At 71.9% G+C, this 16372-nt stretch carries 16 protein-coding genes; 5 read left to right on the forward strand and 11 right to left on the reverse strand.

Annotation, left to right across the window (positions count from 1 at the left end):
- Positions 1 to 3 precede the first annotated feature (3 nt).
- The 3 genes from JHN45_RS05535 to JHN45_RS05545 are packed head-to-tail and all read right to left on the reverse strand — an operon-like array spanning position 4 to position 4859.
- Entirely contained in the window at positions 4 to 2787 is a 2784-nt protein-coding gene (locus JHN45_RS05535) for an AAA family ATPase (RefSeq protein ID WP_201048289.1), read from the reverse strand.
- A 46-nt stretch (positions 2788 to 2833) separates the two neighbouring features.
- Positions 2834 to 3667, reverse strand: coding sequence for an SDR family NAD(P)-dependent oxidoreductase (locus tag JHN45_RS05540; RefSeq protein WP_236583384.1), 834 nt, complete (start codon positions 3665 to 3667; stop codon positions 2834 to 2836).
- Positions 3657 to 4859, reverse strand: a complete 1203-nt coding sequence (locus JHN45_RS05545; protein ID WP_201048233.1) for an acyl-CoA dehydrogenase family protein — start codon at positions 4857 to 4859, stop codon at positions 3657 to 3659. The genes JHN45_RS05540 and JHN45_RS05545 overlap by 11 nt, the downstream gene beginning before the upstream one ends.
- A 207-nt stretch (positions 4860 to 5066) precedes the next feature.
- Between JHN45_RS05545 and JHN45_RS05550 the strand changes: the two genes are divergently transcribed.
- The gene (locus tag JHN45_RS05550) at positions 5067 to 6311 is read left to right on the forward strand and encodes an FAD-dependent monooxygenase (protein ID WP_201048234.1); all 1245 of its coding nucleotides are present in this window, start codon (positions 5067 to 5069) and stop codon (positions 6309 to 6311) included.
- 13 nt (positions 6312 to 6324) lie between these two features.
- On the opposite strand, the gene JHN45_RS05555 is transcribed toward JHN45_RS05550, so the two are convergent.
- The gene (locus tag JHN45_RS05555) at positions 6325 to 7734 is read right to left on the reverse strand and encodes a DHA2 family efflux MFS transporter permease subunit (RefSeq protein ID WP_201048291.1); all 1410 of its coding nucleotides are present in this window, start codon (positions 7732 to 7734) and stop codon (positions 6325 to 6327) included.
- Positions 7735 to 7932: 198 nt separating this feature from the next.
- Here JHN45_RS05555 and JHN45_RS05560 point away from each other — a divergent pair, with 198 nt between their 5' ends.
- A complete protein-coding gene (locus JHN45_RS05560; RefSeq protein ID WP_200713414.1) occupies positions 7933 to 8364 on the forward strand; it encodes a MarR family winged helix-turn-helix transcriptional regulator in 432 nt (143 codons plus the stop codon).
- Positions 8365 to 8431: 67 nt separating this feature from the next.
- Here JHN45_RS05560 and JHN45_RS05565 read toward each other — a convergent pair whose 3' ends face one another.
- From JHN45_RS05565 to JHN45_RS05585, 5 genes are all read right to left on the reverse strand, one after another.
- The gene (locus JHN45_RS05565) at positions 8432 to 8812 is read right to left on the reverse strand and encodes an NUDIX domain-containing protein (RefSeq protein WP_200713415.1); all 381 of its coding nucleotides are present in this window, start codon (positions 8810 to 8812) and stop codon (positions 8432 to 8434) included.
- Between the two features lie 109 nt (positions 8813 to 8921).
- Positions 8922 to 9470 carry a YciI family protein gene (locus tag JHN45_RS05570; RefSeq protein ID WP_201048235.1) on the reverse strand — a complete coding sequence of 183 codons (549 nt, stop codon included), beginning with the start codon at positions 9468 to 9470 and terminating at the stop codon, positions 8922 to 8924.
- 2 nt (positions 9471 to 9472) lie between these two features.
- Entirely contained in the window at positions 9473 to 10465 is a 993-nt protein-coding gene (locus JHN45_RS05575; protein ID WP_234468740.1) for an alpha/beta fold hydrolase, read from the reverse strand.
- Positions 10466 to 10536: 71 nt separating this feature from the next.
- On the reverse strand, positions 10537 to 11181 hold the full coding sequence (locus tag JHN45_RS05580) for a molybdopterin-dependent oxidoreductase (RefSeq protein WP_201048236.1): 645 nt from the start codon (positions 11179 to 11181) through the stop codon (positions 10537 to 10539).
- 168 nt (positions 11182 to 11349) lie between these two features.
- The gene (locus JHN45_RS05585; protein WP_093631270.1) at positions 11350 to 11769 is read right to left on the reverse strand and encodes a molybdopterin-binding protein; all 420 of its coding nucleotides are present in this window, start codon (positions 11767 to 11769) and stop codon (positions 11350 to 11352) included.
- 323 nt (positions 11770 to 12092) lie between these two features.
- Between JHN45_RS05585 and JHN45_RS05590 the strand changes: the two genes are divergently transcribed.
- The 3 genes from JHN45_RS05590 (at position 12093) to JHN45_RS05600 (ending at position 15005) form a co-directional block, all read left to right on the forward strand.
- Positions 12093 to 13370 (forward strand): methyltransferase domain-containing protein, encoded by a 1278-nt coding sequence (locus tag JHN45_RS05590; protein WP_201048237.1) that lies wholly within the window; start codon positions 12093 to 12095, stop codon positions 13368 to 13370.
- Positions 13371 to 13456: 86 nt separating this feature from the next.
- Positions 13457 to 14146: a M24 family metallopeptidase gene (locus JHN45_RS05595; RefSeq protein WP_201048238.1), complete on the forward strand. Its 690-nt coding sequence runs from the start codon at positions 13457 to 13459 to the stop codon at positions 14144 to 14146.
- A gap of 13 nt (positions 14147 to 14159) precedes the next feature.
- On the forward strand, positions 14160 to 15005 hold the full coding sequence (locus JHN45_RS05600) for an MOSC domain-containing protein (protein ID WP_201048239.1): 846 nt from the start codon (positions 14160 to 14162) through the stop codon (positions 15003 to 15005).
- A 14-nt stretch (positions 15006 to 15019) separates the two neighbouring features.
- On the opposite strand, the gene JHN45_RS05605 is transcribed toward JHN45_RS05600, so the two are convergent.
- Positions 15020 to 15634 (reverse strand): dihydrofolate reductase family protein, encoded by a 615-nt coding sequence (locus tag JHN45_RS05605; RefSeq protein ID WP_201048240.1) that lies wholly within the window; start codon positions 15632 to 15634, stop codon positions 15020 to 15022.
- Positions 15635 to 15732: 98 nt separating this feature from the next.
- Positions 15733 to 15918 (reverse strand): response regulator transcription factor, encoded by a 186-nt coding sequence (locus JHN45_RS05610; RefSeq protein WP_268982207.1) that lies wholly within the window; start codon positions 15916 to 15918, stop codon positions 15733 to 15735.
- Positions 15919 to 16372: the final 454 nt, after the last annotated feature.

Consider the following 16372-nt stretch of genomic DNA (forward strand, 5'->3'; position numbering starts at 1 on the left):
GCTCTAGTCGGGCGGCAGCTCCGCCAGCGCGTCGCGCAGTGCGGCGCGGGAGGCCACGCCCAGCTTCGGGAACAGCTGGCGCAGATGGGCGGCGACGGTGCGCGGGGAGAGGAAGAGGCGTTCGGCGATCTGTTTGTTGGTGAGGCCGGCCGCCGCGAGGAGGGCGATCTCCCGTTGCTGCGGTGTCAGTGACGCCGGGCCGGTGACGCCGGCGGGGCTGACGGACAGGCCGGTCGCCCGCAGTTCGTTGCCCGCCCGGGCCGTCCAGGGGCGGGCGCCGAGCCGCTCGAAGGTCTCGACGGCGTCGGCGAGTTGGGTGCGCGCCTCCGTCGTGGATTTCTCACGGCGGAGGCGTTCGCCGTAGGCGAGGCGGACCCGGGCCAGTTCGAAGGGCCAGCGGTCGGTGCCGGGTACGGCGAGGGCCTCCTCGAACAGGTCGATCGCGTCGTGGTCGACGGCGGCGATGGCAGCCGACGCCTTCACCAGCAGGGCGAGCCGCGGTGAGATCGCGGCGATGCCGGCCTCGCGTGCCGCCGTCGCGTGGGCCGTCGCCTCCGCCGCCCGTCCGGTTCGGACCGCCGACTCGACGAGATCCATCACGACGAGCAGGGCGGGCGGAACGTGCGAGGCGAGTTCCCCCGCGCGGCTGATGGCGCACGCATGCCGGTAGGCGTCCTCGAACCGGCCCCGGCCGAGCGCGGCGAGCGCCCGCGCGTGCGAGGCGCACGACAGATAGGAACCCACACCGCGCGGCGTCGCCCACAGGGTCATCTCGTCGGTGAGGGCGCGGGTGGCGTCCTCGTCGCCGCGGGCGGCGGCCACCAGCGCGCGCTGGTAGAGGAACTCCGTCGACAGGAGCTGGTAGTTGTGGGCTTCCCCCAGGTCCCGGCCCTGCGTGGCCTGCGCCTCCAGCTCGTCCCACTCGCCGGCCGCGAAATGGTCCCTGCCCAGGTACACCAGCCCCTGGATCTCCACGGTGAGCGAGCTGTTGTCCCGCCCGTCGCGGAGCACCCGCCGCAGCGCCGTACGGCACGCCGGGAGCCGGTCCACGTACAGGGAGGTCATGGCGATCCGGATGACCCGGACCGGGTCGGCCTCCCGGTCGAGCGAGGCGATCGCCTCGTCGAGCTTCCCGAGCGTGGCCGACCCCGTCCGCGCCGGGTCGGCCATGGTGTTGACGGTCAGGGCCAGTTGGTCCGGGACCTCCGGTTTCAGGAGGCCGAGCGCGCGGTGCAGCGGCTTCCACAGTTCCGCGCGCTGACTGCTCTGGCACAGCCAGGCCAGGGTGTACAGCGCGTCGATCATCGTCGGGTCGGTGGCGTCGTACGGCTGGTGCTGCATGTCGATCGCGCCGACGAGCAGCCGGTGCGCGGTGTCCAGGTCGCCCTCGCCGCTGAGGAGGATGTGGTGTGCCGCCGCGACGGCGGCGACCAGCGGGCCCGCCCGTCCGCCGTCGGCCCGCCGGGCCTCCTCCAGCAGCCGGGGCACATCACGCAGGTCACCGGTCAGATCCGCGCCGAGATAGGCGGCCTCGGCGATCCGGCGACTGCGCTCGTAGCCGCGCGGGCTCAGCTCGGCGGCGCGCAGCAGCGCGGCGATGGCACCGCCCGCGTCGCCCCGCCGTACGGTGTCGCGCGCCACCGTCTCCAGCAGACTCGCGACGTCCTCGGTGGGCTCGACGCTGGCATGCGCGAGATGCCAGGCGCGTCGCTCGGGGCGGTCCGCGCCGAACTCCGCCAGGGCGCGGTGCACTTCGCGGCGCTGCTCGCTGGTGGAGAGTTCCACGACGGCGGAGCGGGTCAGGGGATGGCGGAACGCCAGCCGTCCGGTGGCCGCGTCCACATAGACGAGGCCCGCGCGCTCCGCCTCCGCCAGATCCTCGATGCCGGCCCGCCCGGCGGCGGCCGAGGTGAGGGCCCGCAGATCGCCGGTGCCGTCCAGGACCGCGGACAGAAGGAGGAGGCGGGTCGCGGCGGGCAGTGTCTCGACCCGGGACGCGAACAGGGCCTGGAGCCGGCGGCTCAGCGGCAGCAGGTCGGGCACATCGGCTCCGGAGCGCTGGGCACCGCTGAGCGCGACGGGCAGTTCGAGCAGGGCCAGCGGGTTGCCCTGTGCCTCCGCCAGCAGACGGTCCCGCACCCGCGGTGCCAGCGAGGGGGAACGGGCCTGGATCAGCGCGGCCGCCGCCGTCGTGTCGAGCGGCTGTACGTGGTGGTGGGGCACCCCGCCGCGTTCGAAGAACGTGCCCTCGCCCGACCGGTAGGCGCCGAGGAAGCCGACCCGGCTGCCGCCAAGCCGGCGCGCGACGAAGCCCAGCACCACCGCGCTGGCCCGGTCCAGCCACGGAAGATCGTCGACGATCACCAGCAACGGCCGTTCCACGGCGGCCTGGACGAGCAGCGTCAGTGCCGCGTTCGACACCAGCAACTGATCGGACGGTGCGCCCTGATCCAGCCCCAGCGCCACGTTCAGGGCGGTGCGGTACTGCTCGGGCAGCCGGTCGAGCCCGGCCAGCAGCGGCTGAAGAACCTGGTGGAGACCCGCGAAACTGATCGTGCTCTCGAACTCCACACCGGCGGCGCGCACCACCCGCGCGCCCGTGCCGACAGCCTGCCCGGCCGCCGCGTCCAGCAGCACCGTCTTGCCGACCCCGGCGTCCCCGGACAGCAGCAGCGCCCCGCCCGAGACCAGGGCCTCCTCGACGAACCCCCGGACCAGTCCGAGATCGTGACCGCGCCCGACCAGCGGCTCGGCCGTACCCGCGGGCGAAGACCCGTCCCCGTCCATGCCCTTCTCCCTTTCCACCTCGGAACTTTATGCCCGGCTACCACCGTCAGCGCATGAACGAGCCACCGTTGACGTCGAATGTGGCACCGGTGATGTAGCCGGAGTTGTCCCCCGCCAGATGGCCCACCAGCGCGGCCACCTCCTCGGGCCGCCCGAACCTGCCGACGGGAATCCGGTCGGCCGCCCGCCGCAGCGCCTCGGCGGGCAGCTCGTCCATGACCGGTGTCCGTACGGCGGCGGGAGCGACGGCGTTGACGGTGACACCGTGGGGCGCGAGCTCCTGGGCGAAGATCTTGGTCAGCACCAGCACACCCGCCTTCGCCGCGGCGTAGTGCGGCCCGGCGACCAGCCCGCCCTGCTGCCCGGCCAGCGAAGCGAGGTTGACGACCCGGCCCCAACCGCGCTCCCGCATCGGCGGAGCGCACAGCCGGGTGAGGACGAGGACGCTGCGCAGGTTCGTGGACATGAGGGCGTCCCACTCGTCGAGTTCGACGTCCCACACCGAACCGGGCGCCGTCCGCGCCGCGTTGTTGACCAGCACATCGGGGCTGTGCCACGCCGAGGACACCGCGCGCACCGCGTCCTCTGTCTCCCGGGGGTCCCCGACATCCGCACGCACCGCCATGGCCGTGTCCCCGTCGGGGTCCAGTGCCTTGGCCAGGTCCCGCGCGCCGGTGTCGTCCCGGTCCAGCAGCGCCACCCGCAGACCGCGTCGGTGCAGTTCGGTCGCGATGGCGGCGCCGATGCCCCGGGCGGCACCGGTGACCAGGGCCACCCGGGGTTCGGCTGTCGGTGGGATCGGGTCTGTCGAGGGGCGGGGTGCGGCCACCGGTCCGGTCTCCTTGATCTGCTGGGCGTGGGGACGGGGTTCAGACGACATCGGTGTGGGGGAGGGAGCGGCCGAGCAGGACGCGGCCGTAGAGCTCGCGGCTGGTCTCGACGCTCAGTGCCGCGTGCCGGGAGGCCGTCCCGATGTCGCGCCAGGCGCGCTGAAGCGGCGATTCGTCGGAGAAGCTGCTCGCGCCGGCCGTGTCGAGCAGGATGCCGACTGCTTCGCGGGCACAGCGCATCGCGTGGCTGCCGTCCATGCGCAGCCGTGCCCGGGTCTCCAGGTCGGGGCGCCGTCCGGCGCGCGCGGCCTCGTCGATCTCGTCTGCGGCGCGCCGCAGGTGCAGCGTGGCCGTGTCGATCAGGGTGGCGGCCTGGGCGACGTTCAACTGGTGCGGGGCGGCCTCGGCCGTCAGAGCGTGCAGGGGTGACACGGACCGCTTTCCTCCCGCGAGATCCCGGACCACGCGTTCGAGCGCGCCGCGGGCGATGCCGACGCCGGTTCCGACCAGCGGCAGGTTGATGGACATGGGGAAGACGACCCGGGCCTCGCCCGGATGCCGCCGGATGCCGATGCCCTCGGCGATCTCGGCGAAGGACACGAACTGCTCGTCCGGAACGAAGAGTTGACTCGCCACGGCCGTGCGACTTCCGGTGCCTCGCATCCCGGCCATGTGCCATGTGTCCGCCACGGTGAGTGCGGAGGCGGGCACGAGGGCGAGCCCGCGTTCCGGCCCGCCGCGGTCCTCGCGGACGATGCCGAGCAGCACCCAGGACGCGTGGTCGATGCCGGAGATCCACGGCCACCGACCGTCGAGTTCCAGGCCGCCGGGTACCGCCGTGACCGAGCCGGACGGGTTGGCGGCGCCGCAGAGCACGGCGTCGGCGTCGGACTTCCAGATCGCGGTGCGCACCTCGTCGGGCAGTTGTGAGGCGAACAACGCCGCGCCGTACACGATGCCGACGAGCCAGGAGCTCGACGCGCAACCGGCGGCCAGCTCGGCGCACACGTCGACGGCGGTGCGCACACCGGCGCCATGGCCGCCGTAGCGGCGCGGTGTTCCCATGGTGAAGAGCCCGGCCTCACGGAGTGCCTCCGCGCTCGGCCCGGCCAATGTGCGCTCTCGCTCGGTCCGTTCGGCGTGGGCCGCGACGACCGGCGTCAAGTCCCGTGCCAACCGGACGAGTTGCGCCTCGGTGACGCTGCCCTGCGGTAAGAGGTCCCGGCTGTTCGGGTCTGTCATCGGGGGTTCCTCTCTCGGGTCCGATCCACCACGGGCGGTGCTGTTCCTGGCGGGATCACGCCGTCGCGCAACGCCGTCAGCTTACCTGGAGATGATCCCTCCGGATATGGTGGCGGGAAGGGGACGGGTCGTCCCCGGCCCGGGCTGGCTCCCCGAACTGCCAAGAGTCCAGGGTGAGTTGGCAGGGCGGAACGCAAGGGAGAACATGTGAAGATCGTCGTGGTGGGTGGCGGAGTCGCCGGCCTTGTCGCCGCTCTGAGTCTGCGTGCCGCGGGAATGACACCGGTGGTGTGCGAGTCCGCGCGCGAACTACGGGCACTCGGCGTCGGCATCAACCTGCTTCCCCACGCGGTGCGCGAACTCACCGAACTCGGCCTCGGCGACGCGCTGGACGCCATCGCGCTGCCGCCGGAGCGACTGGTCTACTGCGATCGCCGGGGGCACCGGATCTGGGAGGAACCGTTAGGTCTCGCGGCCGGCTACCAGTGGCCCCAATACTCCGTCCACCGGGGCAAGTTGCAGATGATGCTGCTGGACGCCGTCCGCACCCGCGTCGGGCCGGACGCGATCCGTACCGGCATGGTCTTCGAACGCTTCGAGCCCCAGGAGCGGGGCGTGGCGGCCCACTTCACGGACCGGAACACCGGGGGACCGGTGGTGATCGAGGCCGATGTCCTCGTCGGCGCCGACGGCATCGACTCCCGGCTGCGGGCCCGACTGCACCCCGGGGAAGGCGCCCCGAGCGGGAACGGGGTGCGTATGTGGCGGGGGTTGAGCCGGTATCCGCACATACTCGGCGGGCGGTCGATCGTGGTGGCCGGAGGACGCCCGGGGGACAAGTTCGTCGCCTACCCCGTCGAGGACCCGGCCGTCGCGGGCGGGCCCACGCTCATGAACTGGGTGGTGGAGCTCCGGGGCCCGCGGCCCGGCGAGGCAACGGACGGCTCCTACGGCCCGGTTGCCCTGGACGAGGCACTGGCCGGGGTGGCCGAGTGGAGTCTGCCGTGGATCGACCTGCCCGAACTGGTCCGAGAGTCCACCGGCATCCACGAGTATCCGATGGTGGACCGCGATCCGCTGCCGCGCTGGAGCTTCGGCCGGGTGACGCTGGTCGGGGACGCCGCCCACCCGATGTATCCCATGGGCATGAACGGCGGCTCCCAGTCCGTCGTCGACGCCCGCGTCCTGGCCTGGACCCTCGCCCACCATGCCGACCCGGTACGGGCGTTGGCGCGGTACGAGGAGCTGCGCCGCGAACCCCTGAACCAACTGGTCCTGGCCAACCGCGAGTTGGGCCCGGAGAAGATCATCGCCCTGGCCGAGGAGACCGGCGGCCCGGTCCCCGTGGAGAGCGCGACGGCCGTCTCCCAGGGCTACAAACAACTCGCCGGGTGTACGACCGCCGTACTCAACTCCCGGGATTCCTGGTCGGCTTCACCGGTCAGTCCCTGAGAGCGCCGGACGGCTAGTGCGCCTCCTCGTGCCGGCGTCGCGGCGAAGCCGTCCCGCCCGCCGCGGTGGTCCCACGGGCGGCAGCGGCGCGGGCGGGGCCGTCGGGGAGGGTGAAGGCGAAGACGGAGGTCGCCGCGGCGAGGGCGGCCAGGGCGAGGTAGGCGTGCTGGTAGGCGGTGATCGGCGGGTTCGCCGCAGCCGCCGTGGGCGTGCTCAGCACCAGGGCCGTGGTCACCGCCGCCGGGGCGAAGGCACCCCCGGTCTGCCGTACGACCGTGTTGAGCGTCGACGCCTGGGCCAGGTCCTTGCGGGAGACGGTCGCCAGTGAGGCCACGGTCGTCGGCATGAAGACGCCGCCCATGCCGACGCCGAGCAGGAACATGTACGTACGGAAGGTCCACAGGCCGGTGTCCTGGTCGCAGGTGGCGAAGAGCAGCAGGACCCCGCTCACCATGGCCAGGCCGGATCCGATGATGATGCGGGGGCCGACCCTGGAGTACAGGACCCCGGCGATCTGCACGGTCAGCAGCACACCGAAGGCCTCGGGGAAGGTGCTGGTGCCGGACTCCAGTGCCGAACGGCCCTGTCCCTGCTGGAGAAAGAGCGGGCCGAGGTACATGGCGCCCAGGATCGGCACCAGGCCCACCAGATTGATCAGGTTGGTGTCCCGGAAGAGCCGGTCCGCGAAGAGCCGGAGCCTCAACAGCGGTTCGGCGACGCGCAGTTCGAAGAGGACGGCGGCGGTGAGCAGCACCGCGCCGAGCGCGAGAGCGGTGACGACGGCGGCGGAGGACCAGCCGCGGTTGGGGCCCTCGCAGACCCCGAACATCACGGCACCCAGAGCCGCCGCGCTCAGCAGCAGCCCGGTGAGGTCGAAACGGCCGGGCCGATGACCTCGGTGCTCGGCCAGGAAGACCGCTCCGAACACCACGGCGGGCACGCCCAGCGGCAGGTTGACGTAGAACACCCAGCGCCAGGACAGATGGTCCACCAGCAGGCCGCCGAGGATCGGTGCGACGGCCGGGGCCATCTGCTGCGGGACGATCATGTACCGCGAGATCCGCACCTGCTCCCACGAGTTGAAGGTGCTGTAGAGCAGCGAGGACGCGGCGGGGAAGAGCAGTCCTGCGGAGAGGCCCTGCACCGCGCGGAAGGCGACGAGTTGGCCGAGGTCGGCCGCCGCGCCGCACAGCAGCGACGAGCCGAGGAAGGCGCCGAGCGCGGTGAGCAGCACGCGCTTGGCGCCGAACCGCTCGACCAGCCAGGCCGAGGCGGGGATGGCCATGGCCAGACAGACCGGGTAGACCACGACCACACCGTCCAGGGCGGCCGTGGTCAGGTGGAACGTGCGGGCGATGGAGGGGAGCGCGACGGTCGTGATCGCTCCGTCGACGATCGCGATGAACGTCACGCAGACACACATGACGGGCACGACCAGGCGTTGGCCAGGGCGCGGACGGAGGCGTATTCGGGAGGCGAGGGGGACGGGGGAAGCGGAGGGGACGGGACGGCGTCGGAACAGCAGCACATGCTGAGCATACTCACTATGTGAGTGCTCATAGGTCGCGGTCGAGGAACGTAGAATCGATCCTCACCGCGAAAACGGGGAACGGGGAACGTCATGGCAGTGCACGGCAGCAGCGACATCCTGGTCGACGAGCTCTACGAGACGACCCACCGGCTACGGCAGTTCGTGGAGACCCGGCTGCGCGCCAACGGCGCCTCGGTCGCCCGGCTGCGCGCCCTGCGGATGCTCGCCCACGCCGAAGAGCCGCTGCGCATGCGGGACTTGAGTGAGATGACCGGCGTCGCGGCCCGCACCACGACCAGCATCGTCGACAGCCTGGAGCGCGACGGGCTGGTGGAGCGCGTACGTCATCCGCACGACCGGCGCGCGTTCCTGCTGCGCCTCACCGACAAGGGCCGGGAGTGCCATCGCGAGGCCGAGGAGGTCGACGGCCTCGCGCTCGCTGAGGCGACGGCCGACCTGGACGCGGAGGACCGCGCACAGCTGCGCGCCCTGCTCGCGCGCATCCGCAAGGCGACAACCTGAGGCCGCGTCTCGGACGAGGGCCTCGGCCGCCCGCCGCTCCGCACTGCAGTCCGCGGTGCTCGGCTCCCTACACGGGCGTATGGCCCTCCAGGTAGGTGCGTACCGGCGCGGGCAGCCCACCCTCGATGGCTTCGGCGAAGGGCGCCCAGCGGAGCTGTCCGGCGGTGAGCTGGGCCTCCCCGGACGGATCCTGGCTCAGCAGATGGCATACGACGGCAGGCGGTCCGTCCGTCGCGGCTGCCGGCTCGGGTTCCAGGAGACTCGACCCGTCCACGAGATAGCCCGTGAGTTCGTAGACGACCCGCGCGGCGGTGGCCTGTGCCGTCTCGGCCTCCTCGGGGACACCGGACGGCAGACCCCAGCCGCCCTGCACATTCACCAGCAGCAGCTGTCCGTCGTCCACGACGACCGCGTCCACCAGCTGCTCGGAGGCCTGCTCCAACGCCATCTCCGCACCGTTCCCTTCGTACGTGCAAGGAGCGACCGTCCGTGCGGCCGCGTCCGACCCCGTTTCCTACCCGGGACACGTCGGTTCACGCGGTACGCCCGCACCCGGCTCAGGACGGTCGTCCGCCGAACTGCCAGTTGTGGACCTCGATGTCCGCGTACCGGTCCTCCGTCAGCACGGCGCGTGCCGCCTTCGGGTCCGCTGCCCGGAGCAGTGCCGCCGTGCCCAGCCAGCGGGTGCCGTCGTCGGACAACAGCGGTCCGTACGCGATCAGTTGGTCCCGGTCGGGCGGGACCGTGAGGTCCGCCGCCGGGCCGGTGCCGAGGCCGATCACCAGGTAGCGGTCGCCGCCGGTCCGGCCGCCGGGGAACTCCCACATGGTGCGCCCCAGCGCGTTGCGCCAGCGGCGGAGCAGCACGTCCCGGTAGACACCGGCCTGGTAGTTCGGCTCGTCGAAGGCGAAGGCGCGGGCGGCGGCCGGAGAGGGCAGGTCGAGGATGTGCACGCTGCCCGTGGGGGTGCCGTCGTCGGAGAGGGTCGGGCCCCGGGCGATCATCTCCTGCGCGTACCCGTCCATGTAGGACCAGTGCCGCTCCGTCAGTTCCTCGCGCAGGGCGAGGGAGCCGGGCCGGTCTCGATGGAGACAGAGGAACTCCATGATCAGTGGATTTCCTGTTCCCCGGCGGCGGTCTGATCGCAGGTCTTCAGGAAGTCGATGAGCGCCGCGTTCACCTCGTCCGGGCGTTCCTGCTGGGTCCAGTGGCCGCAGTCGGCCAGCTCGACGGGCTTGCGTACCAGGTTGGGCATGAAGTCGGGCAGCTGCGCGATGAGTTCGGCGGCACCGGGGAACGCGGGGACGAGGTCGCGGTCGCCGTACACGTACAGGGCGGGCCGGGTGACGACGGCGTTGTGCCAGGGGGCGGTCAGTGCCCAGTTGCGGTCGAGGTTGCGGTACCAGTTCAGCGGGCCGGTGAAGCCCCCGGCGAAGCTCTCGGTGAGCGCGTCGAGGGCCTCCTCGGTGAGCCAGTCCGGCAGTACCTCGGGATCCTCCATGGACGCGAGCCAGCCCTGCCCGGAGGGGACCAGCGGCTGCATGATCTCGCCGGAGGGGGAGGCCGCGGCTGAGGCGGAGTAGAGGAACTTGCGGAGCGTGGTCCGGGGGTCCGCGCCGAACTCGGCGTCGGCGACCCCGGGACGGTCGAAGTAGTTCCAGTAGAACCGGCCGCCGAACCGCTCCTGCGTCACGGCCAGCGGCGGGTACTGACCCCGGAACGGCGGCGGCACGCTCAGGCCGGCCACCCCGAGGACCATGTCCGGCCGCAGCAGCGCGGTGTGCCAGGCGACCACCGCACCCCAGTCGTGCCCGACGACGTACGCCTGCCGCTCGCCCAACTCCTGGACGAGACCGACGACATCGCCGACCAGATGGAAGACGGTGTACGCGTCGACGGCCTCGGGGTGCTCGCTGCGGCCGTATCCGCGCTGGTTGGGGGCGACCACCCGGAAGCCCGCGTCGGCGAGGGCGCCGATCTGGTGGTGCCAGGAGTGCCATGACTCGGGGAAGCCGTGCAGGAGCACCACCAGCGGGCCTTCGCCCTGCTCGGCGATCTCCAGCCGTGTGCCGTTCACGTCGACCATGCGCTGCGCAACCATGGGAGCGAGCCTACGTGCCGTCAACATCGCGGGGCAGTACGGGCCCTGGGCCGGGGGAAGATCTCGGCCACTCAGGCGCCGCGCTCCGCACCGTCCTCGTCCTGCTCCTGGTAGGAGTAGCGCTGCTCTTTCCAGGGGTCGGCGATGTTGTGGTAGCCGCGCTCCTCCCAGAAACCGCGGCGGTCCTCGGTGAGGTACTCGACGGCGCGCAGCCACTTGGGGCTCTTGTAGCCGTACAGGTGGGGCACGACCAGGCGCAGCGGGAAGCCGTGTTCGGCGGTGAGGGGCTCGCCGTTGTGGTGGGTGGCCAGCAGGGTCTGCGCTGCCGTGAAGTCGGCCAGGCGGAGGTTGGCGGAATAGCCGTACTCCGCCCAGGCCATGACGTGCGTGACCTCCGGCGCGGGCGGGACCAGGTCCAGGAGCGCGGTGGCCGGGATGCCGTACCACTCGTGGTCGGTGGAGGTCGGGCCGGACGCGCAGTGCAGGTCGGCGACGACCGTGACATGCGGCAGGGGTGCCAGTTCGTCGAAGGTCCAGCTGTGCTCGGTGCCGTCGGCGGTGGCGCCGTGGACCCGCAGGTTCCAGCGGTCGGGGCGGAAGCGGGGGACGGGCCCGTAGTGCGAGACCGGCCAGCCGTGCACATGGCGCTGGCCGGGCGGGATACGGCGGTCCGCGTCGGCGGCGGCCTCGGCCGTGCCCTGTCGGTCGCTTGCCACGCGGGACGTCCCTTCCTCACCGGTGACCTGGTTACGGCTACCTCTCCCGAGCAGCGTAGGCGCTCCCGGCCGACGCGACCGAGGCCGGGTCCGGGTGCGCCTGTACGCGGCGCCGCACTGCGGGGTACGGGCCGGGGACCAAGGCCCCACCAGCGCGCCCCGTACAGGTCAGACGGTCGCCAGGGACACCTCGGTCGACTTGATCAGCGCGACGACCGGTGAACCGGCCGCCAGACCGAGGTCGCCGACCGCGTCCTTGGTGATCGCCGCGGTCAGCTCGCCCCCGTCGACCGTGATCTTGACGACGGCCATCGCCCCGCCGGTGGCGACGTCACTGACCGTGCCGGGCAACTGGTTGCGGATGGACAGCCCCTCCACCCGGCCGGTGGCGAGCGCGACCTCGGTGGACTTCATCATGGCGCGTACGGCCGTACCCTCGGCGAGCCCCAGATCCTTCACGGCCTCCAGCGTGATCGCCGCCGTGAGGTCTTGGCCACCGTCGAGGCGCACCTTCACGGTCGCCATCACCGCGCCGGGCGTGACGGCCGTGACCGTGCCGGGAATCTGGTTGCGGATGCTCAAGGTCATGACGGAACGCCTCACAGAGAAAAGTTCTGGATTGCCGGATTTATCACCGGCTGTGCGTCCACAAGCTAGCCGCTCCGGCCGTGCCCGTCAGGGACCCCGTCGCATCCGCCACCTGGGAGTTTCCTTCGTCCTGGCAAATCGGAGGAACCCGTGAACGGGGAGGGTTCTCGCCGGATTCCGGTCGCGGGGGCGGGGGTAATCGCCCACGCCTGGGCAATGAGAGGAATGTCCTGGCAATTGCAAGGCGAGGCGGGCTCTTCGTCTCGTATCCGCGTTTGGTTTCGGCCATCGTCCGGGTACGGTCGTGCGGGAGGTGGTCGCCCGTGATCCAGATCGTGGAACACGCACCGCACGAAGGCCCCTACGCCCTCGGCGCCGCACTGGAGGCGGCCGGGCTGCCGACCCGGGTCTGCCGGACCTGGGCGGGCGACCAGGTGCCGGACACGGCCGACGACCTGGTGGGCCTGATGGTGATGGGCGGGCCGATGGCCGCCTACGAGGACTTCCCCGGCCGTGGCGCCGAACTGGCGCTGCTGCGCGCCGCGTTGGACGCCGATATCCCCGTACTGGGTGTGTGCCTCGGCGCGCAGTTGCTGGCCGTCGCGGCGGGCGGCGCCGCACGGCCGGGCGACGGGGCACAGATCGGCTGGGCCGACGTACGCATGACGTCGGCCGCGTATACCGACGCCCTCTTCGCGGGCGTTCCCGAGCGGCTGCGGGTGCTGCACTGGCACGACGACACGATGGACCTGCCGACCGGGGCGACCCTGCTGGCCTCCTGCGACCGGTACCCGGTGCAGGCGTTCCGGATCGGCAGCTCGGCGTGGGGAACGCAGTTCCACCTGGAGGTGGACGAGACGGCCGTCCGGGCCTTCGCCGACGCCTTCCCGGAGGAAGCGGCCACCGCCCCGGGCCTGGTCGAGTCCGCGCCCGCCGAACTGGCCGTACTGGCCCGCCACCGCGACGGTGTGTTCAAGCGCTTCGCCGCCTTCGTCGCGGCGCGTGCCGAGCAGACCGCGACGCGCGCCTTCTTCACCCGGCGGGCGGCCACCTGGGAGGAACGGTTCGCGGACGACGGCCCCCGGTACGCGGCGGCCGTCGAGCGGATGGAACTCCGTCCCGGCGCACGCGTCCTGGACCTCGGCTGCGGCACCGGCCGGGCACTGCCCGCCCTGCGCGCACACGTCGGCGACACGGGCCTCGTCCTCGGCATCGACCTCACGCCCGCGATGCTCGCGGCCGCCCTGCGCGAGGGCCGCGACAAGGACGGTCACCTGCTGCTGGCCGACGCCTGCCGACTGCCGCTGCCGACCGCCGCACTGGACGCCGTCTTCAGCGCGGGCCTGATCAACCACGTACCCGACCCCGCGACCGCCCTGCGCGAATGGGCCCGCGTCACCGCACCCGACGGCACCCTCCTGCTCTACCACCCCTCCGGCCGCGTCGAACGGGCCGCCCGCCACGGCCGCCCCCTCGACCCGCACGACCCCCTCGCGGAGCACAACCTCCGCCCCGCCCTGCGCACGGCGGGCTGGGAACTGTCCCGCTACGAGGACGCCCCGCACCACTTCCTGGCCCGCGCGACCCGCGTCGCCGGATGAACCCGCCGTCCCGCGCCACGGGGTGCGGCGAGCCCGGCATACGGAATGCCGTTGCCGACAGTGATCGGGCTGGCTAGGTTCGGCCCATGGCTGACGACGAACCCACGCGGGCCGCACGACTGCTCGATGCCCAGGCCAAGGCCGCACTGCTCTTCGCGGAGATCGAGGGGCGCGGACTGGTGGCGCCCGGCGAGGGGGAGCGCGCGGTCAGCGACCGGATCCGCGATCTCGCGAACGAGATGTTCGGCACGACGAAGCACTGGCACAAGCGGATCGTGCGCTCGGGGCCGAACACCCTCAAGCCGTACAAGGAGAACCCGCCGGACCGGGTGATCGGCGCGGATGACATCGTGTTCGCCGACTTCGGGCCGATCTTCGAGGAGTACGAGGCCGACTTCGGCCGCACCTTCGTCCTCGGCGACGACCCGGTCAAGCACCGGCTGCGCGACGACCTGCCCACGGTGTTCGCGGCCGGCCGGAGCTTCTTCGAGAACACCCCGGACATCACCGGCGAGCGCCTGTACGCCGAGGTCGTCCGCCTCGCCGAGAAGGCGGGCTGGAAGCTGGGCGGCTGGCACGCCGGACACCTGGTCGGCGAGTTCCCGCACGAGACGATCGAGGGCGCGCACGTCGAGTCGTACGTCACTCCGGAGAACGTCACCCCCATGCGCCGCACCGACAAGGCCGGCCGCGCCTGTCACTGGATCCTGGAGATCCATCTCATCGACGAGGAAAGGCAGTTCGGCGGCTTCTACGAGGAACTGCTCACTCTCTGACGGGGATTGCTCCATGGGGACTGTCGCGGCGCTGTACCGCTATCCGGTGAAGTCGATGGTCGGCGAGACCGTGATCGCCGTGGCGGTCACGGAACGGGGGCTCTCCGGGGACCGGGTCTACGCCGTCCTCGACGGGACAGGTGCGGTGGGCAGCGTCAAACACCCGCGGAAGTGGGGCGAGTTGCTGCGCTGCCGCAGCCGCCTCGACGACACAGGTGTGGTGCGGGTCGTACTGCCGGACGGCACCGCCCTCCCGGTCGAAGACCCGGACCTGGACGGGGAGTTGTCCAAACTCCTGGGCCGCCAGGTCTTCCTGTCGGCCGTCGTGCCGGAGGACGGCAGGCTGGAGCGCGCGGTGCCCGCGTACGAGGGCGGGGTCCCGGACTCCGTACGGGAGTCGGCGACCGTCGACGTCACCGGGGAGAGCATCACGACGGGCGGGGTCGCCCCGGGGACGTTCTTCGACTTCGGCCGGGTCCATCTCGTCACCACCGCGGCCCTGGACCGGATGCGTGCCGTCCACCCGGCGGGGGACTTCGACGCCCGGCGCTTCCGGCCGAACCTCGTCGTGGACACCCTCGGGGGACCCGGCTTCCCGGAGGACGCCTGGGTGGGTTCGTGCCTGCGGGTGGGGGAGGCCCTGTTCCGGGTCCTGGTGCCGACACCCCGCTGCGTGGTCCCCACCCTCGGCCACGACGAACTGCCGCCGGACCCCGGCATCATGCGCGCGGTCGCCCGAGAGCACCGCGTACCGGTCTTCGACCTGGGCGGACTCTCGTGCCTCGGCGTGTACCTGGACGTCCTGGAGGCGGGGACGGTCCGGGTCGGTGACCCGATCTCGCTGCAGAACATGGCCTGATCGTCCCGGAACGGTCAGTGCGTGAAGCGGTACTTCAGATGGGTGGCGAGAGGAGTCTCGACCACCCTGACCTGCTCGACGCGCCGCCGTCCCGTGGCCGTTCCGTCGAAGAGGCGCAGTCCGTCGCCGAGCAGCGCGGGCACCACATGCAGCTGGAGTTCGTCGACGAGACCCGCCCCGAGGTACTGCCGGACCGTGCTCGCGCCACCGGCGATGTCGACGTTCCTTTCACCTGCGGCGGACTTCGCCCGGTCGAGGGCGCTGTGGATGCCGTCCGTGACGAAGGTGAAAGTGGTGCCGCCCTCCTTGACGAGGGTCGGCCGGGGGCTGTGCGTGAGCACGAACACCGGTGTCCGGAACGGCGGGTTGTCGCCCCAGAACTCCTCGCCGGTGTCGTACATCGTCCGGCCCATGACCACCGCCCCGGTGGCGTCGAACCACTCGCGCATCAACTCCGAGTCGCGGTTCTCCTCCCCACCGGTCATGCCCTGGCGCTCCCGCCAGCTCGCCAGGTTGTGGATCCACTCGAAGAGCGGCTCGGCGCCGTCGCCTCCGGGGTTGTCGAGGGTGACGCCGGTGCCGGCGATGTATCCGTCGAGGGAGATGGCGAAATCCGCGGTCACGGTCACGATGGGGTGCTCCTGAGTCGTGGAGGTGGTGCTTCCACTCTCACGTCGATCGGGGACCGGCGCATTCGACACGCTGCCCCGGCTGACGCGCCCTCCGCTCAGATAAGTCCCGCCCGGATCGCGTGCGAGACGGCGTGGGCCCGGGTGCGCGTCCGCAGCCGCTTCATCGCGCCGTAGAGGATGTATCGCACCGTGCGCTCGGAATAGGAGATTTCCGTCGCGATCTCGTCGCACTGTCTGCCTTCGGCGATGAGACGCAGCACGGCCACCTCGCGCGGGCTCAGCGCGTCCCGGTCCCCGGCGACCGCGACGGCTCGTTCGTTCGGTGTGGCATTGCGCGGCTGACCTGTGGGACTTCGTCACCCTCGGTCTGTACAAGGGCGAAAGAACACTGGTCGACCTCTCCCGGCTCAGCGGCCCGATCGCCCTGACGGGAGACGACGATGTCCTGCGTCTCGCGCAGGCCCCTCATCTCCGAAGTGGTCTCGGGACCGGTCGGAACCCTCGCCACGGTCGTCCTGGTGGGCTCGGCCAGCGTGCGCGTTCCGGGCGAAGGCCCACCGGAACACTCACTGGACGCCGCCGAGGCCGACGTGCTGCGGCCCCTCTGCGATCGGGCCGGCGCCGAGCGCTCGCTACGGCGGACGCGGGCCCACCCACGCTGCTGCGCGAGGCCGGGATCGCCGTCCCCGGCCGCGGACAAGCCACCGTAGAGAGCGAGCAGTTGCTCGCGACCCT

The sequence above is a fragment of the Streptomyces sp. MBT53 genome (assembly GCF_016654115.1).
Lineage (GTDB): Bacteria > Actinomycetota > Actinomycetes > Streptomycetales > Streptomycetaceae > Streptomyces.